This is a genomic window from Bacillus sp. 22475 (genome assembly GCF_052044835.1).
GTDB lineage: Bacteria > Bacillota > Bacilli > Bacillales > Bacillaceae_G > Bacillus_A > Bacillus_A cereus.
The window spans coordinates 22,854-41,845 of record NZ_JBQENW010000022.1 but is presented as its reverse complement, the minus strand read 5'-3'; the positions used below and the strand labels follow the sequence as shown (position 1 = coordinate 41,845).

Below are 18,992 nucleotides of genomic sequence, written 5' to 3'. Positions count from 1 at the left end.
GATGCGAGTAGATGAAGAAAATAATCAACATTTTATCCAATATGCCTCGTAAGTACTTGGCCATATTAGGGATTATCGTACTAGTGGTAGCTGTTGCCGCCTATAATACCATTCATGATTATATGCTGAAACCACAATCGCAAGAGGAAGAACAAGTAAATCAAGATGAAATCGAGATATTAGGAGACAAACCAAAGGGGTTTGAGACAAAAGAAGAAGAATATATTGCGAAAACAAAAACAGTTGAGGATTTACTACGAAAGATTTCTAATGGTAGTTATGATGTACCGTATTTATTTACAAAGGCTGGATTTGGTATTGAGCCAATGAAAATGACAAGTAATGAACGTATGCTGGCTGCAGAAGCTGTACAACGATATTTCTTAAATGGGGATCAGTTTTACAATGCGCGAATTACCAAAATTGACCGTGGAAAAAAAGTAGATACATTTCATATTGAGGTTTTAATACAGCAAGTAAATTTCTTGGAACCACGACAATTTAAAATGCAAGTAAATCAGTATGCACAAATTGTAACACCAATTGAACAAATTCCACATGGAGAAGAAGAAGTACCCGTGGATTAAGAAGAAAGTGAGGGTTGTGGAGAAAAACACAACCCTTTTATAAAAAAATAAAGAGTACCTAAAATTATTTATTGAATATTCATAATTTTCTGATATAATAAAATCATAGTTAAACGAAATTTGTATATAACGCTAAAATGAGATGGATATGGAGGAATACAAATGAGAATGTTAATTGGAACAGCTGCGAATTTTGTTTCGGGATATTATATAGGACGAAATTCCGGATTATTAGGAACGTTGCTTGGATGGGCTTTTTTGTTGGGTGGTGGCTATCTGTTAATAGAAAATTGGGATAGCATCACAGCATGGATGCATAGTTTGAATATTGTACGAGGATTAGATGGTTACGAAGACATGAGTAATGGCTTTATTTTTATCTGTTTGGTAGTAAGTGGCTTTATTCTCATCTTGTTGTCACCGATTTTCATTATTTTAATAATAGTTTGTTTTGTTTTGATGAATATTGTTGCTTGTACACTTGTGTTATTAACATCACCAAGTACATATATAAAGAAGAAAGATAAGGAGAATGAGTGGGAATGAGTACAATTCTAGTTTTAGGTGGATCAAATGGAAGAACGTTAGAGAAGTTGGCCAAAAAAAGAGACTGCCAGGTTATTTTCCATGATGGGAAAAATCACGGAGGCGTAAAGAAAACATTTCGAAGTGTCATAAAAAAATGCGATGTTATTGTCATTCAAAAAGGTGCATGTGGCCATGTATCAATTGATGTAGCAAAAGAGTTCGCAAAGAAGTATGATGTCCCACTATTATTTAATCCGGGATTTGGTGGAACGGGTGCGCTTGAAATGGGATTAAAGCATTTGAAGGTTGCATGAGGTTTGAAACATATCTATGGAATTATAATTGTTAAATCAATATATATCATTTAAAAAGAGGTAGGAGGAAGATAGTGTTTAAAGATATATATGTATTATTTCCACCAGAAGGGAAAGAAAGCATCGAATTTCAATTCTTTTTAGATATAGAGGGAGAGAAGTTTTACGAATATTATAAGGAAAAATATAAAGACCCTATGTCCGATGTATCTGTATATTTTCCAATGTTTCATAATACGTATGAATCCTATTTAGAGGGATTTTTGTACCCGTATGTAAGTAGATTTAAAGAAATTCGATTAGGACGGGATACATGGGAAAATGAAGGTGTTTGGTTTGGTATTCATCAAGACGGAAGGGAACTGGGGATTCTTTTGCCCAGAGTTGATTTTACGTATTATCAAGGAGCTTTATCCTACAAAAATTGGAGAACAAAATAACTGTACAAAGTCTTTATTTACATACAAAAAAGGAGAAATGAGAATGACACAAACAGCAGCATATCGTTATACAGTTCCGTCAGTAGATGGAGAAGGATGGGGGGTATTTTTATACGATCAATCCGGAGTTTTTACAGCTGTTACAGACTTCGGTAACTTTGCTCATTGGTTTTCATTAGGAAGAAACAAAAGTATAGAAGAATACTTAATTAGCCGAAGACCGGATCAGATACTTTGCAAAATTGCAAAAGAAGATGTGGTTGATATTGAAGGAACCATTACTTATATCAAAAAGAATTTGCTATATGATCGCAGAGAAGGGCGCTTTACAGAAGATGATGCAAGGACAGAATGGAAGCTTATTGAGGAATTAAAGGTTGATTTGGAAGAGTACTCAAATGAAGTAGCATTTCAATATTGGTACGACAAAACAAAGATACAATTTGACGACGGTTTTTTTCAGTACAAATATCCAAGTGCAGCTGTTCGATTTTCAAATGAAACATTTGTGAGGTTTCAAGAGAAATTGAAGATGGAATTAAAAGAGACACAAGCATAAGACGGGGGTGAGCTTATGAAAGAAGGTCTTTATTACGAAGATATCAGAAACGGTGAGATTTTAAAATGTAAGACGTTTACAAGATCTTGTTATCTATTTGAAACGTGTAAAGGTGAACTAATTGAACGTGTAAAAACAAACCACTATAAGAGAATAACAAGTAAGAAGAAAATTGCTATATTTGAAGGTGAAAACCGTGAAAAGAAATTAAAAAAGCCGAGAAATAGGAAGGAAAGGGTAGAGTTTCTTATCAAAAAAATGGGTTTTGATGTCATCGGTAGCTCATTGGTATCTATGACAGACAGGGATGTTAAATATCTATTTGAAGGAGCATATCTAACATACAAAGATAAGAAAGACTATCAAACCCCTGAATATAGACTTCCTAAATGCCTTGTTTGCGGATGTGAAACGGTCATTCATTGGGATTGTAGTTGTGGCCATGCAATTATTGATGAAAACGATACATCATTACAAGCATTAAAAGATAGTGGAGAGTATGTTGAAATACGAAATAGTCTCTGCACTAAATAAAAAAAATAAAATATAAACACTAGATTTTTAACAAAAGCGTTATTTGGATACAAAAGGAGGAGCCAGAAATGAATAGTTACAAATTGTGGTTAGATGGTGACGTGGAATTTAAACATACAGAATTAGCAGAAACGCCAGGTAAAGCAAAGTATCAATTTTATAAGTACTTACAAGATGGGGTTTGGGAAACGGATTTTAAAACATTTTTGAAATATGTGAGATGTAGAAAAGTAAGAACTGCTGATATTACATGTATGTTTGGTGATAAAAAGCAATTTGAACGTATGTGTGAGTTAAGAGGGATCAAGTTTGCTTATCGAGGCATGAAAGTTGAAGTATGTGGACAAGCGGGAATTATTGTTGGAAGTACATCGGGATTAAATTTACAGGTCGCTTTTTATAGTGATCCGTGGGCTTCCTATAATTGTCATCCGTATTATGAAACAGTTTATTACGATGAAAATGGAAATATTGTAGCTGACTATCGCAAAGAAGTAGCAACAGTTTAATCGAAAAGGAGGAATGAGAGGTGGAACTATTAAAAACTCAACAATGTCCGTATTGTAAGTCATTTGTAGAAGATTGTCACGCTAAATGGGAAAGTGGTAACCACGAGGTAGAATGCGATTCATGCAACAAAAAATATCAAGTACAACCAATTTATGATTTTAAGGGTTTTGAAGTTCAAAAGATTTGTGATCAGTGCAACGAGGTGGAAGAAGAGTGTTATTGTAATGCTGAGGGAACTGAAAAATGATTATAAAAAGAATATTGCATACCAAAATGCCACTATTATTATTCTAAAATTCCATTATAAATGAATATGAAACTACAATGTTTTAAGTTTGAAATACTAATAAAAAATTAAAAGGACCCGAAAAGGATAACAGGCCCTTCTACAAAAGTGCATAAGAGGAAAACAATGATTACCAATATAGTATCAATGAATTCGATTAATTTCTAGGTGCTAGGTATTGAGAAATATATGTTAGAAATACTGTTAACATAGCGTATGTAAAAATCATAATGAAAGAAATATTCTTACCTTATGTACGGATATTTTTTGGGTAAGTAAAAAAGAGCGCTATTGAAGCAGACTTATAAAAGTTTTTTTACTTATTGTTACTGCGATTAGCAGTAGCGAAAACATAATGAAAGTGGAGGATGGAATTAAGAATATGAGTAGTGGTATTAAATATAAATCGGGTTTCGTCATTTTGATTTATTTTGTTATGACACAATTTGTAGGGATAATAGGTGTACTTTTGCTAGCAAAGACAGGTTGGTATGATATTCAGGGAAACCAACAGCAAGCAATTCAACAACTTCTTGTGCATTGGGAACTAATTGGTTTTTCACTTATGCTGATAATCATTTTTCTTATATATAGAAAAGAATTGATAAGGGATCCAAAGTTATCGATTAAAATATCAAGAAAATCATTCATGTGGATTTTAGTTGGGATCATATTCGTATTTTTTGCGCAGGTGGTTGGTAGTGTATTAGATAAAAGTGTATTTCAGCTAACTACGCAATCAGCAAATACGTCTAATACAGTCGCTGCTGCAGCCATATCTCCAGTGGCACTTATTTCAATTGTTCTTCTTGCACCGTTAGTAGAAGAGTTTGTTTTTCGTTATGCGGCCATAAACATTTTAATGTCCAAGTTTAAGCAAACTTGGAGCATACTAATAAGCGCATTGTTCTTTTCTATTATGCATTTTGATTTTCCATTTGTATTTGGATATTTTTTAATTGGTTTTATACTAGCTGTAGTATATGTGCGTACTAATAGGCTACTAGTATCATTTGTTGTTCATGCTAGTATGAACTTAATTGTTGTTATACTCCAAATTTCTTGATGAAAAAGCAGTGGATTCGCACATTTTACTAGTGATTTAGTTTTTTATGTTTATGAATTCTAAAATTATGGTAAGATTAATAAGACTACATTTGAAAATGTGGGTTCAAGTTGCTGTATTGACTGAATTGCACCAAAAAACCAATTCCATTACACGGGAATTGGTTTTTTTGGTGTGTGTTGTTAGCATAATTATTGACGGCCTAAAGGAGATTTGTTTCTTTGTAGTTTAGTATAACTTAGATAAAAAGAAAATTCAAAAACAAAATGATGAATCTTTACATATTTTTAAATTACAACACAAAAATGTAAAGATATGGTTTATAATAAGTGGTGAAACACTCTCCTATGTTTCTAGTGACTGTATTTTTTATCTGTTTTTGGTGCGAAATCTGTTGATAGATTTTGCACTTTTTTTTTAATGTTTAATAGGATCAGAATGATATAGTGCCCCTATTTCTTGTAAACTCCTTTTCTCCATACCCACTCAATAGGACCATAGCGGAAATATTTACTCCAAATTTTGCTGAATAGTATTTGTACAAATATAATTAAAAACCCGAAGATACATAGTTGCCAGTAATATACGTGTGAGACATCTTTAAAGTACAAAGAAAGAATGACAAGAGTTAGTATACTTTGGCTAATGTAATTCGTTAAAGCATATTTACCTACGTTCATAAAGGGTTGCAGCCACTCTATATATTTTTTATTCTCACACACTCTAAGTAGGGTACAAATATAGAATATAGCTAGCATTTTCCCTCCAAATAGAATCCATAGTTGTATATCTTGAGAGTAGTAGATATCCGTTTTTATAAAGTAGTAGATAATAGGATAAGAGAAAAGGCATGAGATACATAACGAACTCCACTGTAAAAATCTAATTTTCTTTATTAATTCCGGTACCCTTTTAAAAATATTTTTCTTACCAGCCCATAACCCTATTAAAAATAAGCCTATATATTCCGGAATTCCTATTAGTAGTTGCTGGAATTCCTGAGTCATTAGAAAGAAAAGACGTGCTTTTACTTGATGAGAATAATGTATAAATAGATTTACAGTGTGATTGGTAGTGTTACCTGTGAACATATATTGATAGTAATTTGGTACTTCAGGAATAGAAGAACTTGCTCGTAAAAATACAATAATATGTAATACATAACTAACCGTTAGGAAACTACAACCAGTTATAAAAATAAGCTGAGTAGATCGCTTATAAAAGAACAATAGAATAAATCCAGCTATAGCATACGCATGTAGAATATCTCCATACCATAGAAATGTGAAGTGGAGTAAACCGAAGACTAGTAAAATACATAGTCTCCGGGTAAATAGCTTATACATATGATATCCTTTTGCTTCTGTATTTTTCATAAAGATATAAAATCCTACTCCAAATAAGAATGCGAAAATAGTGTAGAACTTTGCTTGTATAAACAAATCTACTAAAAAACGAATCGTTTTATCTGTACCGGTGTAACCTGCCTGATTAAAGGGATCTAGTCCCGTCATAGTGGGTAGATTCGCAAATAGGATACATAGTATGGCGATACCTCTTATTATGTCTAAAGAATGAATACGGGCGTTTTGTTGCATGTTAATTCTCCTTTCTTACAAAGAAAAACGAGCACTATACTAGCTAGCGCTCGAATTACGTCTTGCAAAGAATCCATCATATGTAGCAGTTGAAACAGCTCCTTCTAAACGTTCAACTTCTTCACCTCTGTTATAAGCTACAACAACTGGAGTACCTGGAATGTCGAACTCTTGAAAGGCACTTTGATTTTCTGGTGTAGAGATATCAATACGATAAATGGTTCTATCATGCTTTTTTGACATACGATTGATATCTGGTGCAGCTTTTTTACAAAAATGACAGGTAGGTTGATAGTAATACGCAATGAACTCTTCATGGGATTGTATTTTTTGCTTTAATTCTTCTTTTGAAATATCTTTTATATTCTCAGGTGATCCTTTTACATCTGCAGCAGATACAATTGTTTTTTCTGGTGTTATAGTTTCTGTTTTGACTGATTCATTCTTAGTTAAAGTAAAGATTGCGATACATGCAACGCATAAAGTTGTGATAACTGCTCCAATTTTGTAGACTTTTTTCATAGTAAATTCCTCCTTAAAATAAAAAAAGGACAAACCTCGCCCGAGTTAACTGGGCGTAAGGTTTGTCCTTCACGCTACGTACAATAGAGTATAAACAATGGAAACAAATTTTCTACTTATATATTAACACATAATCCATATAGAATACTATATAAATTTTAAAAAAGAATTGAATTATAAAATTTCACGTACCATAATTTAACACAAAAACTGTTTACAAAGTAAATAGAATATAGTACAATTCAGTAAACATCTATTTACTTTGTAAACAGGAGGGACTGTAATGACAAATTTTATTGATCTGGAAGAACTCTCATTAATCCTAAAAATTAATAGCACAGAGATTGTAGAAAGAATCGTTAAACAATATACGATGGATTCAAGAGATATTATGGATAGATTTGAAATTAGTAAACAAAGATTGTTAGCTTTAAAAAAGCAAGGTGTACTTAAAGAAATAAAAAAAGGTGTATTTTTAATACCGGATGCCGAGGAAATGCGAAAAAAACAAGTTGAAGAAAAAAGATTACAGAAGTATTCTAACTACGATCTGACGCCAACATATAAAAAAATAGAGGAAGATATCTTGATAGTGAATAAACTACGTTTCTTTGATTGCCTAACAATGGTAAATAAAAGTGAAGATGCCACTGAATATAATAAGCACTTAGAAAGCACCTTGCACTCTATTTATGAAATCTTTAGAGACGGTGGAGTTCTTTACTTTACATTACACAAGGGATTTGATGAGGTTGAAAATTCGCAAGAGCTAAAAGAGTTAGAAATTGTACAAAGAAAGTTTACTAAGAATGAATTTATAGAATTTCTAGAATCAGTTGAAATGAGGATTTTGGGCATACAAAAAGTATTGGGATTCGCTTCTATCTTAAATAATTTAAAAACATTAAAGTAATATTACAATGCATATCATGCTTCAGTTGAGTATTAAACAATTGATGGTTTACAAAACAATATAGTATGTAAAGTAACTAGCACAGTATCTCCTGTTAGGGATATGGACTTAAAATAAGGATATCTATATAACAAGAATAGAAGGTGAATTAAGTGACGACAAATTATGTATTTACTGGCCACAAGTTTTTGGAGTTTGTAGACTCTTCTAAGATTATAGAAGAAGCGAATGAAAAATTAAGTTCTTCTATAAAAATTGAGGATAAAAAGAAATTGAGTACGTATTTTGAAGAAGTAATTAGAAATAATCCACAAGATAGATATTTACTTAACACAATATTTTTTGAACATATAATGTACAGCAGATTAAGAAATATATTTGTTGATAGATTTAATGTTACAGAAAACACATTAGAGATTTCGACTTTTAACATGAAAGTAAAGCGAATTTTAGAAAGTTTTAATAACGAAACAAGAATACCACAAGCGCTACTCTCTAAAATGAATGATGGTAAGTATTATTTAATGGATATGTTAGACATAAAGGCTTTAGGTACTAAATTTATTGCAGGCTATGACTATACTACTAATGGAGATAAGGTAAAAACTGCTAGATTTTTATTTGTTCAAGTTGTACCCAGAGGAACAAGAATAGGATACTTTATTGCGGGAATAGATATTAATTTTGAAAATGGTACTTGTTTAACAATGATTCGAAATTTGACTGACATAAAAGATATTGAAAATGAAAAAGAGGCAGAATCTAAAAAAAACGATGAGGAGAATCAATATGATGATTATCCAAAATCTTTTAATCGCTTGTATTCAACGGTTAAAAATTTAATAGTTGAACCTTTAATTAATCTAGAAAATATAGATGTCAAATCAGATAGGAAAGGAATGTATAATCTATGTTCCAATCTTTTACATAATCTATTGGGAGACATCCATGAGGAAGTTTTAAAAGCCACAGAAGAAGAGGTAAAGGATAGCGTCCAAACTATTCTTAGAAAACTATTCCCAAATGATAGTGCATTTATTAAAACTAATACTGCTCCGCTTGGAATGAAAATACAGTCGATGTTATGTTCTGCCTTTATAAGCAAAAAGTATAAAACACAGGACATAGTAAAAATAGCAAAACAGATACCTCTAAAAGGGTATCCAACAAGAATAAAATTTATTTCCAGTAAATTTAGTAAAGGGGCTGCACAATCCGGAGGATCTAAAATTCCCGTTGCCTATACAGATTTATTTCATAGCCTCTATACTGAATTTGAAAAATCATCTGATTTAGAAGAATGGTCTATTTCTTGGTTTTTAGATTTTAGAAATACTAACCCAGATAATTGTTTGGTTTCACAGACTACAATTTATGCTAAGCAGACATCCTTTAGAATAGTATTTTTACAGAAAAAATCACTAGGCAAGGAGTTTATATATCATGTCATTGGAGAACTTAATCATTACCGCTAAACAGGAATTACTCAAGTCACAAGAAGAGGTTTTAAGTTTACTTGAAACTTTAATTAACACAGTTAATATGCAACCTTTCTCAAAAGAAGATCTTTATCATGCAAAATTAAATGAAAAAGAAATAAACTTTCTTGTGAAACACTTATTACAAGAAAGTTTATTTGAAAAAAGTTATGCCTATGAATGTCTAAAACATGAAGAACATGATATTGTAGAAGATTTAAACGAAGATTGTGAGTTCTGTGAGCAGAAAATCCAAGATAGTCCATCCCATTTTTTTAAAGAAATATTTGAATTAAGAGAGGAGTTTATACAGATGGTAAATTCTAAACAAGAGGAAATGCTAACAAAGTATTTGCAAGAAGAATATATGGATAACTACTTGTTATTGAAAGAAAATGTCGATAAGATAGTCCCATTTTTAGGAGCAGGCGTCTCAAAGCCACTTGGTCTTCCTGATTGGTATGGATTAATTTGGGGTATGAAAGAAAAGCTTCATACAGCAATAGATAAAGAGTACTGTGAGGGTTTAATTAATAGTGGTGATTTCCTAGGTGCTGTAGATACAATACTTGAGTATTCACCAACTTTAAATACTGAGGATAAAATAAAAACATATATAACGAATAAAATAGACAGCGATTTTAATGATCAAGTAGATGAAAGTAAGCATAACATTAGGGATATTATGAATTTGGCTTCTAGTTTTATACTGACTACAAATTATGATAATGCATTAGATGTATATAGGAATAAAGAGAAGGATGGTTATAGTTCTCCTAAGATAATCGAAGATATAGAAAATCTACAGAATCATTTAAATAAAGGTAAAAAGCAAGTTGTTCATTTTCACGGTATGGCAGAAAGGCCTAAAACAATGGTTGTTACGAAAAATGATTATAATGATTTGTATGCGGATCGAAAAACGAAAGATTTCCTAAATGGAATTATGTCTGGTAAATTCTTGCTGTTTATTGGGTTTTCTTTTAAAGATGTATATTTTAAGGAAATATATAGGGACATTCACAATAGTATAGGCGGTCAGCACTTTATTATTGTGCCTAATTTACATCCCCGTGAGAATAAACAATTATCTCTTAGGGGATTAACACCAATTGGTATAAAAGTTCCAACTGAAAGTAAAAAGTTTCAGCAAGGCATGGTGGATGCTATTAAATATATAATAAATAGCATCATATGATATATGATAAAAAATCTAAAGTATATTTAGATTGAAAATATTAGGATATGTTGTGGACATCATTTATTGGGAAAGATATCCCATAAAACTTTTATTATTCTAATAAGGTATTCAAAACCACGCTTCTACGCATGTCTGGACATTGAAACAAGCAAAAAAGGATTAACCTATAATTTATGGGAGGTCTGCTAAATAAGCAGACCTTTTCATTTAAATTCTGCAAAAAATTTTGTGTCTATAATTCCAAAAGCGACTTTACAAGGAAATGGTTTTTTTCCTTCTGAAGCAGCATGCATACAAGAAATCACCCAATATTCAAGTTCTAACGGTAAGCGGTATATTTGAAGACTACCATCATTATTTTTTGCTGTTACGATCGGTGTATTTACCCTGGTTGTAGCAAAACCATCCGTTGTTATCATTGGTACTGCATCATTAGCTTGAAAACCAGCACTTAATACCTCGTAAATCAATCCGTCTTTCTCATTAATAATCATAGGTATATTTAGAAAGGGATAGCTATTAATATTATTATGAATAATTGCTCCTGCGGCGTTCTTTCTTATCTGATTCCCTTGCATTTTTACACTCCTTTAAATGATCTAAACTTGATAACATCAATTTATGCTATTTAACATCTATTATATTAGAGAATTGCAGTTTCATCTTGTTATAAAAAGCATCTGTACATACAACAGCGCTACTTGAAGGGTCAATATCAACAACGGTCATATAACTAGAGAGCAAATAGCCATCCTCATAATATGTGATCATTATTTCTTCTTCAGATACTAAGGAACATAATAACATATTTTCAATTCGTTCTTTTTCTTCAGTTGTTAAAATCGGACGGGTAACTTTGTGTTGTTCCCTAATGATTTCACGAATCCCATCAAATTGGGGTGTTAATGCTGCGAACGGAGCCCATTTCACCATTCCGCGCCCCTTTGGCATATTAGCGTTGCTCATTTTTTGTGTCCTCCTATCAGTGTGTTTCTATATCTAGCTGTGGCGCTATGCGTGTAGGAAACTCCCCGCAATATGCTGTTCTTCCCAAACCTTGTGCGTATTTCATCCATTACTTTTGTTAATTTTACTTCTTGTTCTCGCTGCGTTATGTTATCAAAAAGAGAAATTTGTTCCTCTCCTTCTTGGATTAGGTTCGTTAGAGAAATGCTTATGCTGCGAATGGGTTCTCCAGTATATTGTTGATGTAAAAAGTATGTACAGATCTTATAAATATCCATTGTTAGGTTAGTTGGACGACTTAAAGTATGTGTTTTTCTAATACCACCGTTATAACTCTTGCTATAACCGACTGAAAAGTGAATGGTTTGAGCAAGTTTATTTTGTCTTCTAAGCCGATAACAAACTTCTTCAATATGTTCCAGTAGAATAATCGGAAATTCTTCTATTGTGTAATCGCGCATGAGTATTTGGCTTTTCCCAACAGAAGTTGTGGCAGGAACATATTTTTCTGAAATGCGACTAAAGTCAATTCCGTAGCTATGTAAGTGTAATTCTTCTCCAATCTTACCGAAGCTCTGTTTTAAATATTTAAGAGGGTAATTGGCTAAATCTCCTATAGAATGTATTCCTTTTCGATTCAACTTTTCTTCCGTTTTGTACGAGATGCCCCAAAATGTATTAAGCGGTCGTATGCTCCATAATTTTGTTGGGACATCTTCATATTTCCAATAAGCAATGCCATTTTGATTCTTCTTTGCTTCAATATCTAAAGCTACTTTGCTCATTAAAGGGTTAGGGCCAATCCCTATAGTGCATTCGATTCGTGTTTTCGCATATATTTCACGTTTAAATTTCAATGCGAATTCATAGGGATCGTTAGCAAACAAATGAATACTATCCGTAATATCCATGAAGAACTCATCGATGGAATATTGGTGAAAATCCTCAATAGGAACGTACTGCAAAGCTAATTTTGTTATGTAATTAGAGCATTTAATATATGTTCCCATAATCGGATTTACAACAAGAATGTCTTTTCTGCGAGGAATCTCGTATAATCTGGCCATCTTCTTTACACCCAATGCTTTTAATGGTGGAGTGGCAGCTAGAACGATTGAACCATTTCTATTTACATCACCGACTACTGCTAATTTTGTATGCATAGGATCTAATCCCATTTTGATGCAACTTACTGAAGCGTAAAAGCTACGTAAATCCACACATAAGATGATTCTATTCGGTAAGATAGAATAGTCATACACGGTTATTCCTCCCTAAATCAAAAGAACGTTTGTTCTTATTATATACGAACTTGCGTTCTTTTATAAGGGTTTTTGTTTAAAAATATTTTTTTCATAAAGAAAAGACACTCTTATACGAGTGTCTTTCAGATATTCTGCTTGTGGGAGCAGCAATACTAATACAAATCAGCAATAAGAGGGCATAGATATATATCCTCTTACTAATGATTAAAGGCGCAAAACATAAAAGAAGAGACACTAAACAGTGTCTTTTCTTGTTGATATTAATTTAAGGAAAATGTAGTGATTAATCAAAGAATCTTGGATGCTTCTTGGTTAATCTTAGTATAACATTAATTTCAGTGTTTATATATGAAACTTTACATATATTCAGATATACGTTACTATTGATGCTTTTTATTTTATGAGTAAAAAGGCTATTAAAAAAAGGGGGGATATAAATATCTAACCCTTTTCACTATTTGAAATTATTTCACTGCCTCTTTTAATTCTTTTCCTGCTTTAAAAGCAGGTGCCTTTGAAGCTGCAATTTGCATTTCTTCACCTGTTTGTGGGTTACGTCCTGTACGTGCAGATCTTTCACGTACTTCGAATGTACCAAATCCAAGAATTTGTACTTTCTCTTCGTTAGCTAGAGCGTTTGTTATCGTATCTAATACAGCTTGTGTTGCTGCAGCTGCATCTTTTTGTGTAAGTACTGCTCTTTCTGCTACTACTTTTGTTAATTCTGTCTTATTCATTTTTTGCACCTCGTTATATGTAATTTGGTGACTATTATAACGTGTGTGTACTCAAGATGCAATTAATACTGTGCATAGAAAAAGCCCTAGCAAGAGCTAGGGGACAATTTCTGTGTGGTAGTAAGAAAGAAAATCATGTTCATCGTACAGTCTATATTGTAACATCTCTATTAAATGATGAAAAGTAGTTATTCTAGATGTTCTACTTGTTTCCACATATTCTAAAATGAAAAATATCCCTCTAATTCATTTCATCTTAGAAGGATATTTCCAATCTTTTTCTTTTCGAGTATTTAGAGCAGGTTTAGATGAATTTGTAGAAAGTGTTTGCTTTTCTATTTTATCTAATCTTTCATCTAATTTTTCAATAGCTTCTTTTGTTTCCTTCAGCTCTAATTTAATTTCTGTCAGCAAACGGAGTATTGCATCTCCTTTTGTCATTTTCAACAGTAATCGCTCCCTTACTTATATTAAAAGTGTTACTGTATATAGTTGAAGTTTCAATTAAAATGGAAGTAGCTACACCTAGTCATATTAAATATCCTTTTACTTATTCATAGATATATAATAGCATTGCTATGGAATTTCTAGCAATTTAATTTAACACCAATAAACCTCATGAAGTTTATTGGTGTGCGGCTTTTATTATGATTATATAATCTTTATATAAGGTTATTCATTTTTATGGATTACAACTAATAAATGAGTGCAAACACTAGCAATATCAAAGGAATAGTTCCATTGGTTTTATTATTATTTCTAATCAGTGATGTATTAGCCTTAAAAAGGGAAAACGAAAAGTCATGAATATAGAAACAATAAACGAAATGAAAAAATCAATATATGAGTCTAGGAAGAAATAGCGGCAGCAAAGAAGAAAGCATGGTGGAAGTTTTGGAAATGAGTACATCCAACAATGGAGGCACTCATTATTAGTTAATTGCACTAAAGCATCCAGTGATGTATATTGGAGAAATTCTTTAGAAAATAAAAAACAAGTCTAGTTCATATGAATTTGTTAAACGCCTTTACTTATACTATTTCTTAAAACTACAATTAACAAAAAACACCTTCGTTAGGTAGTTATATATTTATTTGTGCAAAAAATGATCTTTCATTTCCTACTCCTGGTACTGGCGGCAGCAAGCCACCTTTATAGATTCCTGCCATTGTAAACATGTTAGGATTAGTATCATCAGTAAATACGTAACCTGTAAATTCAAATTTTAATTCTAAGTGCCCAGATTCAAATGTAATTTTACCACTTTTTTCACTATATGGGGTCACCATATCATTTTGGGAAAATTGTACGCTAAGGGATACCAAACCTTATCATTGCAGCATTTTTTAGGTGAATACATGTTCAGAAAAAGGGGTACCGCCACATCGCTATCAAGCTAAGCTTATGCAAAATCAATTTTAGTCGAGATTGTTTCTTTTTTCTAAAGGGCAAATGTAGGTGATTGAAAGATTTGCATACGAAATAAACCCTAATGGGTTTCACTTTTTTGAATTAAGCGGCTTGATTATCAGACATGGAATTGTAAACGACACCTAATATATCAAAGACCGTTTTTTTCTCATATCGATGAGATTTCCGCCCGTTTTGCTGTAGGAGATTGAACAGACGAAGTAACACCTTTGATAGCTCTTGGGTGTTTTTTTGTATAGTTTGGAATAGAAGAAGAAAATAGTCTTTAATCATATATATGGCTTTATACTCACTAAGCTCTCGTTTTTTCTTCATGAGGAGCAATTGGCGCATTTGAAACATGATAGAAGAACAGAGTAGAATGGCAATCAACTGACCATATAAATGGCACTCCAATCGTTCTCGTTTTATCTTTTTACAATGATGAATTTGAAAGAATGACTTCCACGTTTTAAATAAAATTTCGATTTGCCAACGCAAAGAATACCAGTCATGTACCTGTCCCATCGGGACAATATCTGTAGGGGTGTTTGTCATATATACATTGATACCACTGAGTCGTTTACTACGAGAAGAATACTTCATTCCTTTCTTTTTTTCTCTTACAGCTTGATCTTGTAATCGTTTTTGTTGCTGTTGTTTTGTTAATCGATGAACAATTACACGAGCTGGCACTTTATCAATCATACCTACATAAGCATCAGCTATTTCACATGTTTGTCCTGGTTGAAGAGAGTTCATGACCGTCTCCATATCTATCTTTATATACTCTGTACCTTTCTTAATTCTTCCATCTTGAAAATAATCAGGGTTAGGATTTTTTTGATAAATACGTGTATTCGACTTAATACGAGAGATATAGTAGGCCTCTTTGTCTTGTATATATTGAAGGTCTTTTAAATGAAAATAACCTAAATCTCGGATACATAAATCATTCGCCGTCACAGTTGGGGCACACAGAGAGCCGTAAGTGCGATCATGTTGTTTACCTGGACCAGTATGAATATGTAGGAACTGTCCACTTAACAAATCATACTCAAGTTGAATTTTTATCCCAGCTGTATGGCTGCATCCTCCTGCACCTGGATAAACGAATGTAAAGGGATCTGGGAGTTGAAATGCGGTTGAATCTAAAATACGAATACGCTTGAAAACAGAATTGTATGGAGAAGAAATTGGCATAGATGAGGCCAGTTTTTGGGTTAGTAGTTCAGCTAATAGGTGTTGTAAAAATTGGACAGCCGCTTGATTAAATCGTTGATTCAGCCCCTCAGGACTGATGAGCACTTCTGTTGATGCTTCCAAGCAGCTAGATAACTGAGTTAAAGAAGTCGTAGCGACATTTTGGCTCATCCATACACATAAAGCGACTAAATCTTTTTCTTGGTATTTACTGGTTCGTTGTACAAAACCAACATCTCTAGCAAGATCTCGTAAGATATTTGGAGATAAAAAGCTTTGAATCTCTTGAGCAAATAGTTGTAATTCATCGGATACAGAAATAGACATACAAAACGCCATCCTTTCCTATGATTCTACAGAAAGAATAGCGTACTTTTTCATTTTTGGGGGATTTTGTTTTATTAACTTGATATTAATGCGGAAAGATCCTTATATAATCTCGATATATTGCATTATTTTCTAATTCTAAAACAGTTTAGTTATTGAACTTTACTTGATCGAATTTGGAAAAAAATGCTTTTAATTTCCATTTATAAATTGACTATGTATCTATTTAAGAGTAAAATCATTTATGGATAATCATTATCCATAAATGATCATGTTTTAAGGAAGGTTAATTTATGCGAATAAAATCTGGAATGGAACAAGCTGTTTATACTTTACTTTTATTAACAAGGGTGCCTGACCGTACTACTCTAACTTCAGAAGCAATCAGTGAGCGTTTAGATGTATCCCCATCCTATTTGAAAAAATTGATGAGATCGCTGGTACAGGCAGGGTTAGTAGAATCAATAACAGGGACGAAAGGAGGATTTTCATTAGCAAGATCTCCAAAAGAGATTAATTTGTATGATATTTTCCAAGCAGTCGAAGGAAGAGGTTCTTTTTATCAGGGAAAAGGCATGGATATAGCTGTCTTTGATTCGAAAAAATCCCATCTACAGGAAGACTGTGTTTTAGCAAGGGTCATGAAAAAAGTAGAAGATAAGTGGGCTCAAGCAATGAGTGAAGAAACCTTAGCAACATTAATGGAACAAATCGAAGGATTTTATGATGTAGAAATAGTGGACAAGTGGATTCGAGAGAAAACTTTAACGAATTAAAGTTTTCATAAAACCGAATCGTAACTTTATTTTTAGGAATCTATCGTAGTTTTTTCTTAAAAACTCGTGAGTTGTGATGCAATCCAAACGAAGTGAGAATCGCCCCCTAATAAATTAATCTTTATAAATATACAAATTGTTGTCTTAACTTCACAATTTGTATATTTATTACTGTTTTATATTGTAAAGATCTTAAATTTTAATTCACCTTGTGAAATAAATTTTTTATAAACCTAAGAAAGCAACTGAATGGAGGTTTTGGTTAGAAATGAAATTACAGCGTACTGATGATATAAACCTGGAAGCATCCGAAATTCAAACACAATCTTCTACTGGTATTTGGAAACTTGTTGTCCTAGCAATGGGGTTTGTAATGGCAACACTTGATACTACAGTGGTAAATGTCGCAATTGCAGATATTCAAAACTCCCTTGAAATTAGTTTTACTGGAATCACCTGGGTTGTTGATGGCTATATTTTGACATTTGCCTCTTTTTTACTTGCGGGAGGTTCACTAGCCAATCGCTATGGTGCAAAAAATATTTACATACTTGGTTTATGTTTCTTTGTACTTGCATCACTATTATGTGCTGTGGCACAGACTGCCGATGTTCTTATAGCAGCCCGTCTTCTTCAAGGTGCTGGAGCAGCTTTATTTATGCCAAGTTCTCTTAGTCTACTTGCACTTTCTTATACAGATGAGAAACAAAGAGCCAAAATGTTTGGTATCTGGGCAGCCATAGTCTCTACATCAGCAGGCTTAGGTCCTTTTGTCGGTGGGGTACTAGTAGATATGACTGGATGGCAAAGTATCTTTATTATTAATCTTCCTATCGGTATGATTAGCCTCTTTTTTACTTACCGAATCATCGCTCAGTCACCTCGTGTACAGGGTAAATTAAATTTTACTAGTCATGGTTTAGGTATTATCACATTAGCATGTTTTTGTTTTACCCTAATTGAAGGTCCTTCAATGGGGTGGTTCTCTCTTCCAATTGTTAGTTCAACCAGTATAGCGGTTTTGAGTGCAATCCTTTTTATTGCAAGAGAACGGAAAACAGAAAATCAAATTATTCCAAGTCAATTATTTAGGGATTCTCGTTTTTCTGCCGCAAATATGGTAGGCTTTTTACTCAATTTTTCTCTTTTTGGTGGGATCTTCATGCTGAGTCTATTTTTGCAAGAAGCTCGTGGTGCAAGTCCTTTTATGGCCGGATTACAGTTATTGCCTATGATGGCGGTCTTTGTGGTGGGCAACCTTCTGTTTGCTAAAGTAGCTACCCGTCTAGGTTCAAGACTACCTATGCTCTTGGCTCTATTTACAGCCGGACTTGGATCATTGTTGTTAGTAATTTTCATTTCTCCATCTATGCCCTATTGGCTATTAGCAATTATTTTCTCAATAATCAATTTAGGAGTAGGTGTCACGGTTCCTGCAATGACTGCAATAGTTATGCAAGCAGCAGGACCGTCCCATGCAAATATTGCTGGGGCAACCTTGAATGCAAATCGACAAATTGGTGCTTTGGTTGGTGTGGCAGTTATGGGTGTTGTCATTCATTTATCAGAAGGCTGGTATAATAGTGCAAGCAATACATTCATAACTATGACTATTGCTTATTTAACAGCATCACTTTTAGTATGGCGGTTCATTCGAACAGAAACTAAAACATAATTCAATAACAGTATTAAACCATTTCTTAAATATTTATATTATAGGTGCTAACCTAATGCTCATCAAATCAAGAAAAAAAGTCATTCCAAAAATGAT

23 protein-coding genes are annotated in these 18,992 nt (G+C 32.9%); 14 read left to right on the top strand and 9 right to left on the bottom strand.

Annotated features, from left to right (window positions below; genetic code table 11):
* Positions 1-11 precede the first annotated feature (11 nt).
* The 9 genes from ACTJJY_RS24495 to ACTJJY_RS24455 all read left to right on the top strand — a co-directional run bounded on the left by ACTJJY_RS24495 (position 12) and on the right by ACTJJY_RS24455 (position 4,824).
* The gene (locus ACTJJY_RS24495) at positions 12-587 is read left to right on the top strand and encodes a hypothetical protein (protein WP_440606784.1); all 576 of its coding nucleotides are present in this window, start codon (positions 12-14) and stop codon (positions 585-587) included.
* A gap of 162 nt (positions 588-749) precedes the next feature.
* Positions 750-1,133, top strand: a complete 384-nt coding sequence (locus tag ACTJJY_RS24490; protein WP_102957154.1) for a hypothetical protein — start codon at positions 750-752, stop codon at positions 1,131-1,133.
* Positions 1,130-1,429 carry a DUF2325 domain-containing protein gene (locus ACTJJY_RS24485; protein ID WP_440606783.1) on the top strand — a complete coding sequence of 100 codons (300 nt, stop codon included), beginning with the start codon at positions 1,130-1,132 and terminating at the stop codon, positions 1,427-1,429. Before ACTJJY_RS24490 ends, ACTJJY_RS24485 begins: the two co-directional genes overlap by 4 nt.
* 74 nt (positions 1,430-1,503) lie before the next feature.
* Positions 1,504-1,869, top strand: coding sequence for a hypothetical protein (locus tag ACTJJY_RS24480; protein ID WP_440606782.1), 366 nt, complete (start codon positions 1,504-1,506; stop codon positions 1,867-1,869).
* Between the two features lie 43 nt (positions 1,870-1,912).
* Complete coding sequence (locus tag ACTJJY_RS24475) at positions 1,913-2,428, top strand: hypothetical protein (RefSeq protein WP_440606781.1); 516 nt, start codon at positions 1,913-1,915, stop codon at positions 2,426-2,428.
* Between the two features lie 15 nt (positions 2,429-2,443).
* On the top strand, positions 2,444-2,962 hold the full coding sequence (locus tag ACTJJY_RS24470; protein ID WP_440606780.1) for a hypothetical protein: 519 nt from the start codon (positions 2,444-2,446) through the stop codon (positions 2,960-2,962).
* Positions 2,963-3,030: 68 nt separating this feature from the next.
* The gene (locus tag ACTJJY_RS24465; RefSeq protein WP_440606779.1) at positions 3,031-3,471 is read left to right on the top strand and encodes a hypothetical protein; all 441 of its coding nucleotides are present in this window, start codon (positions 3,031-3,033) and stop codon (positions 3,469-3,471) included.
* A 20-nt stretch (positions 3,472-3,491) separates the two neighbouring features.
* Positions 3,492-3,719, top strand: coding sequence for a hypothetical protein (locus tag ACTJJY_RS24460; protein ID WP_440606778.1), 228 nt, complete (start codon positions 3,492-3,494; stop codon positions 3,717-3,719).
* 421 nt (positions 3,720-4,140) lie between these two features.
* Positions 4,141-4,824 (top strand): CPBP family intramembrane glutamic endopeptidase, encoded by a 684-nt coding sequence (locus ACTJJY_RS24455; RefSeq protein ID WP_368661160.1) that lies wholly within the window; start codon positions 4,141-4,143, stop codon positions 4,822-4,824.
* A gap of 452 nt (positions 4,825-5,276) precedes the next feature.
* On the opposite strand, the gene ACTJJY_RS24450 is transcribed toward ACTJJY_RS24455, so the two are convergent.
* Together ACTJJY_RS24450 and ACTJJY_RS24445 are read right to left on the bottom strand one after the other, a co-directional pair.
* Positions 5,277-6,422 carry a DUF418 domain-containing protein gene (locus ACTJJY_RS24450; protein ID WP_440606777.1) on the bottom strand — a complete coding sequence of 382 codons (1,146 nt, stop codon included), beginning with the start codon at positions 6,420-6,422 and terminating at the stop codon, positions 5,277-5,279.
* Between the two features lie 39 nt (positions 6,423-6,461).
* Positions 6,462-6,944 (bottom strand): thioredoxin family protein, encoded by a 483-nt coding sequence (locus ACTJJY_RS24445; RefSeq protein ID WP_440606776.1) that lies wholly within the window; start codon positions 6,942-6,944, stop codon positions 6,462-6,464.
* A 283-nt stretch (positions 6,945-7,227) separates the two neighbouring features.
* Here ACTJJY_RS24445 and ACTJJY_RS24440 point away from each other — a divergent pair, with 283 nt between their 5' ends.
* From ACTJJY_RS24440 to ACTJJY_RS24430, 3 genes are all read left to right on the top strand, one after another.
* Entirely contained in the window at positions 7,228-7,857 is a 630-nt protein-coding gene (locus ACTJJY_RS24440; protein ID WP_440606775.1) for a hypothetical protein, read from the top strand.
* A gap of 152 nt (positions 7,858-8,009) precedes the next feature.
* A complete protein-coding gene (locus tag ACTJJY_RS24435) occupies positions 8,010-9,332 on the top strand; it encodes a hypothetical protein (protein WP_440606774.1) in 1,323 nt (440 codons plus the stop codon).
* Positions 9,301-10,533: an SIR2 family NAD-dependent protein deacylase gene (locus ACTJJY_RS24430; protein ID WP_440606773.1), complete on the top strand. Its 1,233-nt coding sequence runs from the start codon at positions 9,301-9,303 to the stop codon at positions 10,531-10,533. Before ACTJJY_RS24435 ends, ACTJJY_RS24430 begins: the two co-directional genes overlap by 32 nt.
* Positions 10,534-10,739: 206 nt before the next feature.
* Here the strand turns inward: ACTJJY_RS24430 and ACTJJY_RS24425 are convergent, their stop codons facing one another.
* The 7 genes from ACTJJY_RS24425 to ACTJJY_RS24395 all read right to left on the bottom strand — a co-directional run bounded on the left by ACTJJY_RS24425 (position 10,740) and on the right by ACTJJY_RS24395 (position 16,445).
* Positions 10,740-11,114 (bottom strand): hypothetical protein, encoded by a 375-nt coding sequence (locus ACTJJY_RS24425; protein WP_440606772.1) that lies wholly within the window; start codon positions 11,112-11,114, stop codon positions 10,740-10,742.
* Positions 11,115-11,160: 46 nt separating this feature from the next.
* Positions 11,161-11,502 carry a YolD-like family protein gene (locus ACTJJY_RS24420; protein WP_440606771.1) on the bottom strand — a complete coding sequence of 114 codons (342 nt, stop codon included), beginning with the start codon at positions 11,500-11,502 and terminating at the stop codon, positions 11,161-11,163.
* Positions 11,499-12,764, bottom strand: coding sequence for a Y-family DNA polymerase (locus tag ACTJJY_RS24415; protein WP_440606770.1), 1,266 nt, complete (start codon positions 12,762-12,764; stop codon positions 11,499-11,501). The genes ACTJJY_RS24420 and ACTJJY_RS24415 overlap by 4 nt, the downstream gene beginning before the upstream one ends.
* Before the next feature lie 467 nt (positions 12,765-13,231).
* Positions 13,232-13,504, bottom strand: a complete 273-nt coding sequence (locus ACTJJY_RS24410) for an HU family DNA-binding protein (protein ID WP_440606769.1) — start codon at positions 13,502-13,504, stop codon at positions 13,232-13,234.
* A 246-nt stretch (positions 13,505-13,750) separates the two neighbouring features.
* Positions 13,751-13,945, bottom strand: coding sequence for a hypothetical protein (locus tag ACTJJY_RS24405; protein WP_031303430.1), 195 nt, complete (start codon positions 13,943-13,945; stop codon positions 13,751-13,753).
* A 642-nt stretch (positions 13,946-14,587) separates the two neighbouring features.
* Positions 14,588-14,791, bottom strand: coding sequence for a hypothetical protein (locus ACTJJY_RS24400; protein WP_440606768.1), 204 nt, complete (start codon positions 14,789-14,791; stop codon positions 14,588-14,590).
* Between the two features lie 226 nt (positions 14,792-15,017).
* The gene (locus tag ACTJJY_RS24395) at positions 15,018-16,445 is read right to left on the bottom strand and encodes an IS4 family transposase (RefSeq protein ID WP_440606767.1); all 1,428 of its coding nucleotides are present in this window, start codon (positions 16,443-16,445) and stop codon (positions 15,018-15,020) included.
* A 293-nt stretch (positions 16,446-16,738) separates the two neighbouring features.
* Between ACTJJY_RS24395 and ACTJJY_RS24390 the strand changes: the two genes are divergently transcribed.
* Together ACTJJY_RS24390 and ACTJJY_RS24385 are read left to right on the top strand one after the other, a co-directional pair.
* Complete coding sequence (locus ACTJJY_RS24390) at positions 16,739-17,221, top strand: Rrf2 family transcriptional regulator (RefSeq protein ID WP_161519947.1); 483 nt, start codon at positions 16,739-16,741, stop codon at positions 17,219-17,221.
* A 268-nt stretch (positions 17,222-17,489) separates the two neighbouring features.
* On the top strand, positions 17,490-18,896 hold the full coding sequence (locus tag ACTJJY_RS24385) for an MFS transporter (protein ID WP_161519948.1): 1,407 nt from the start codon (positions 17,490-17,492) through the stop codon (positions 18,894-18,896).
* The last annotated feature ends 96 nt before the right edge of the window (positions 18,897-18,992 follow it).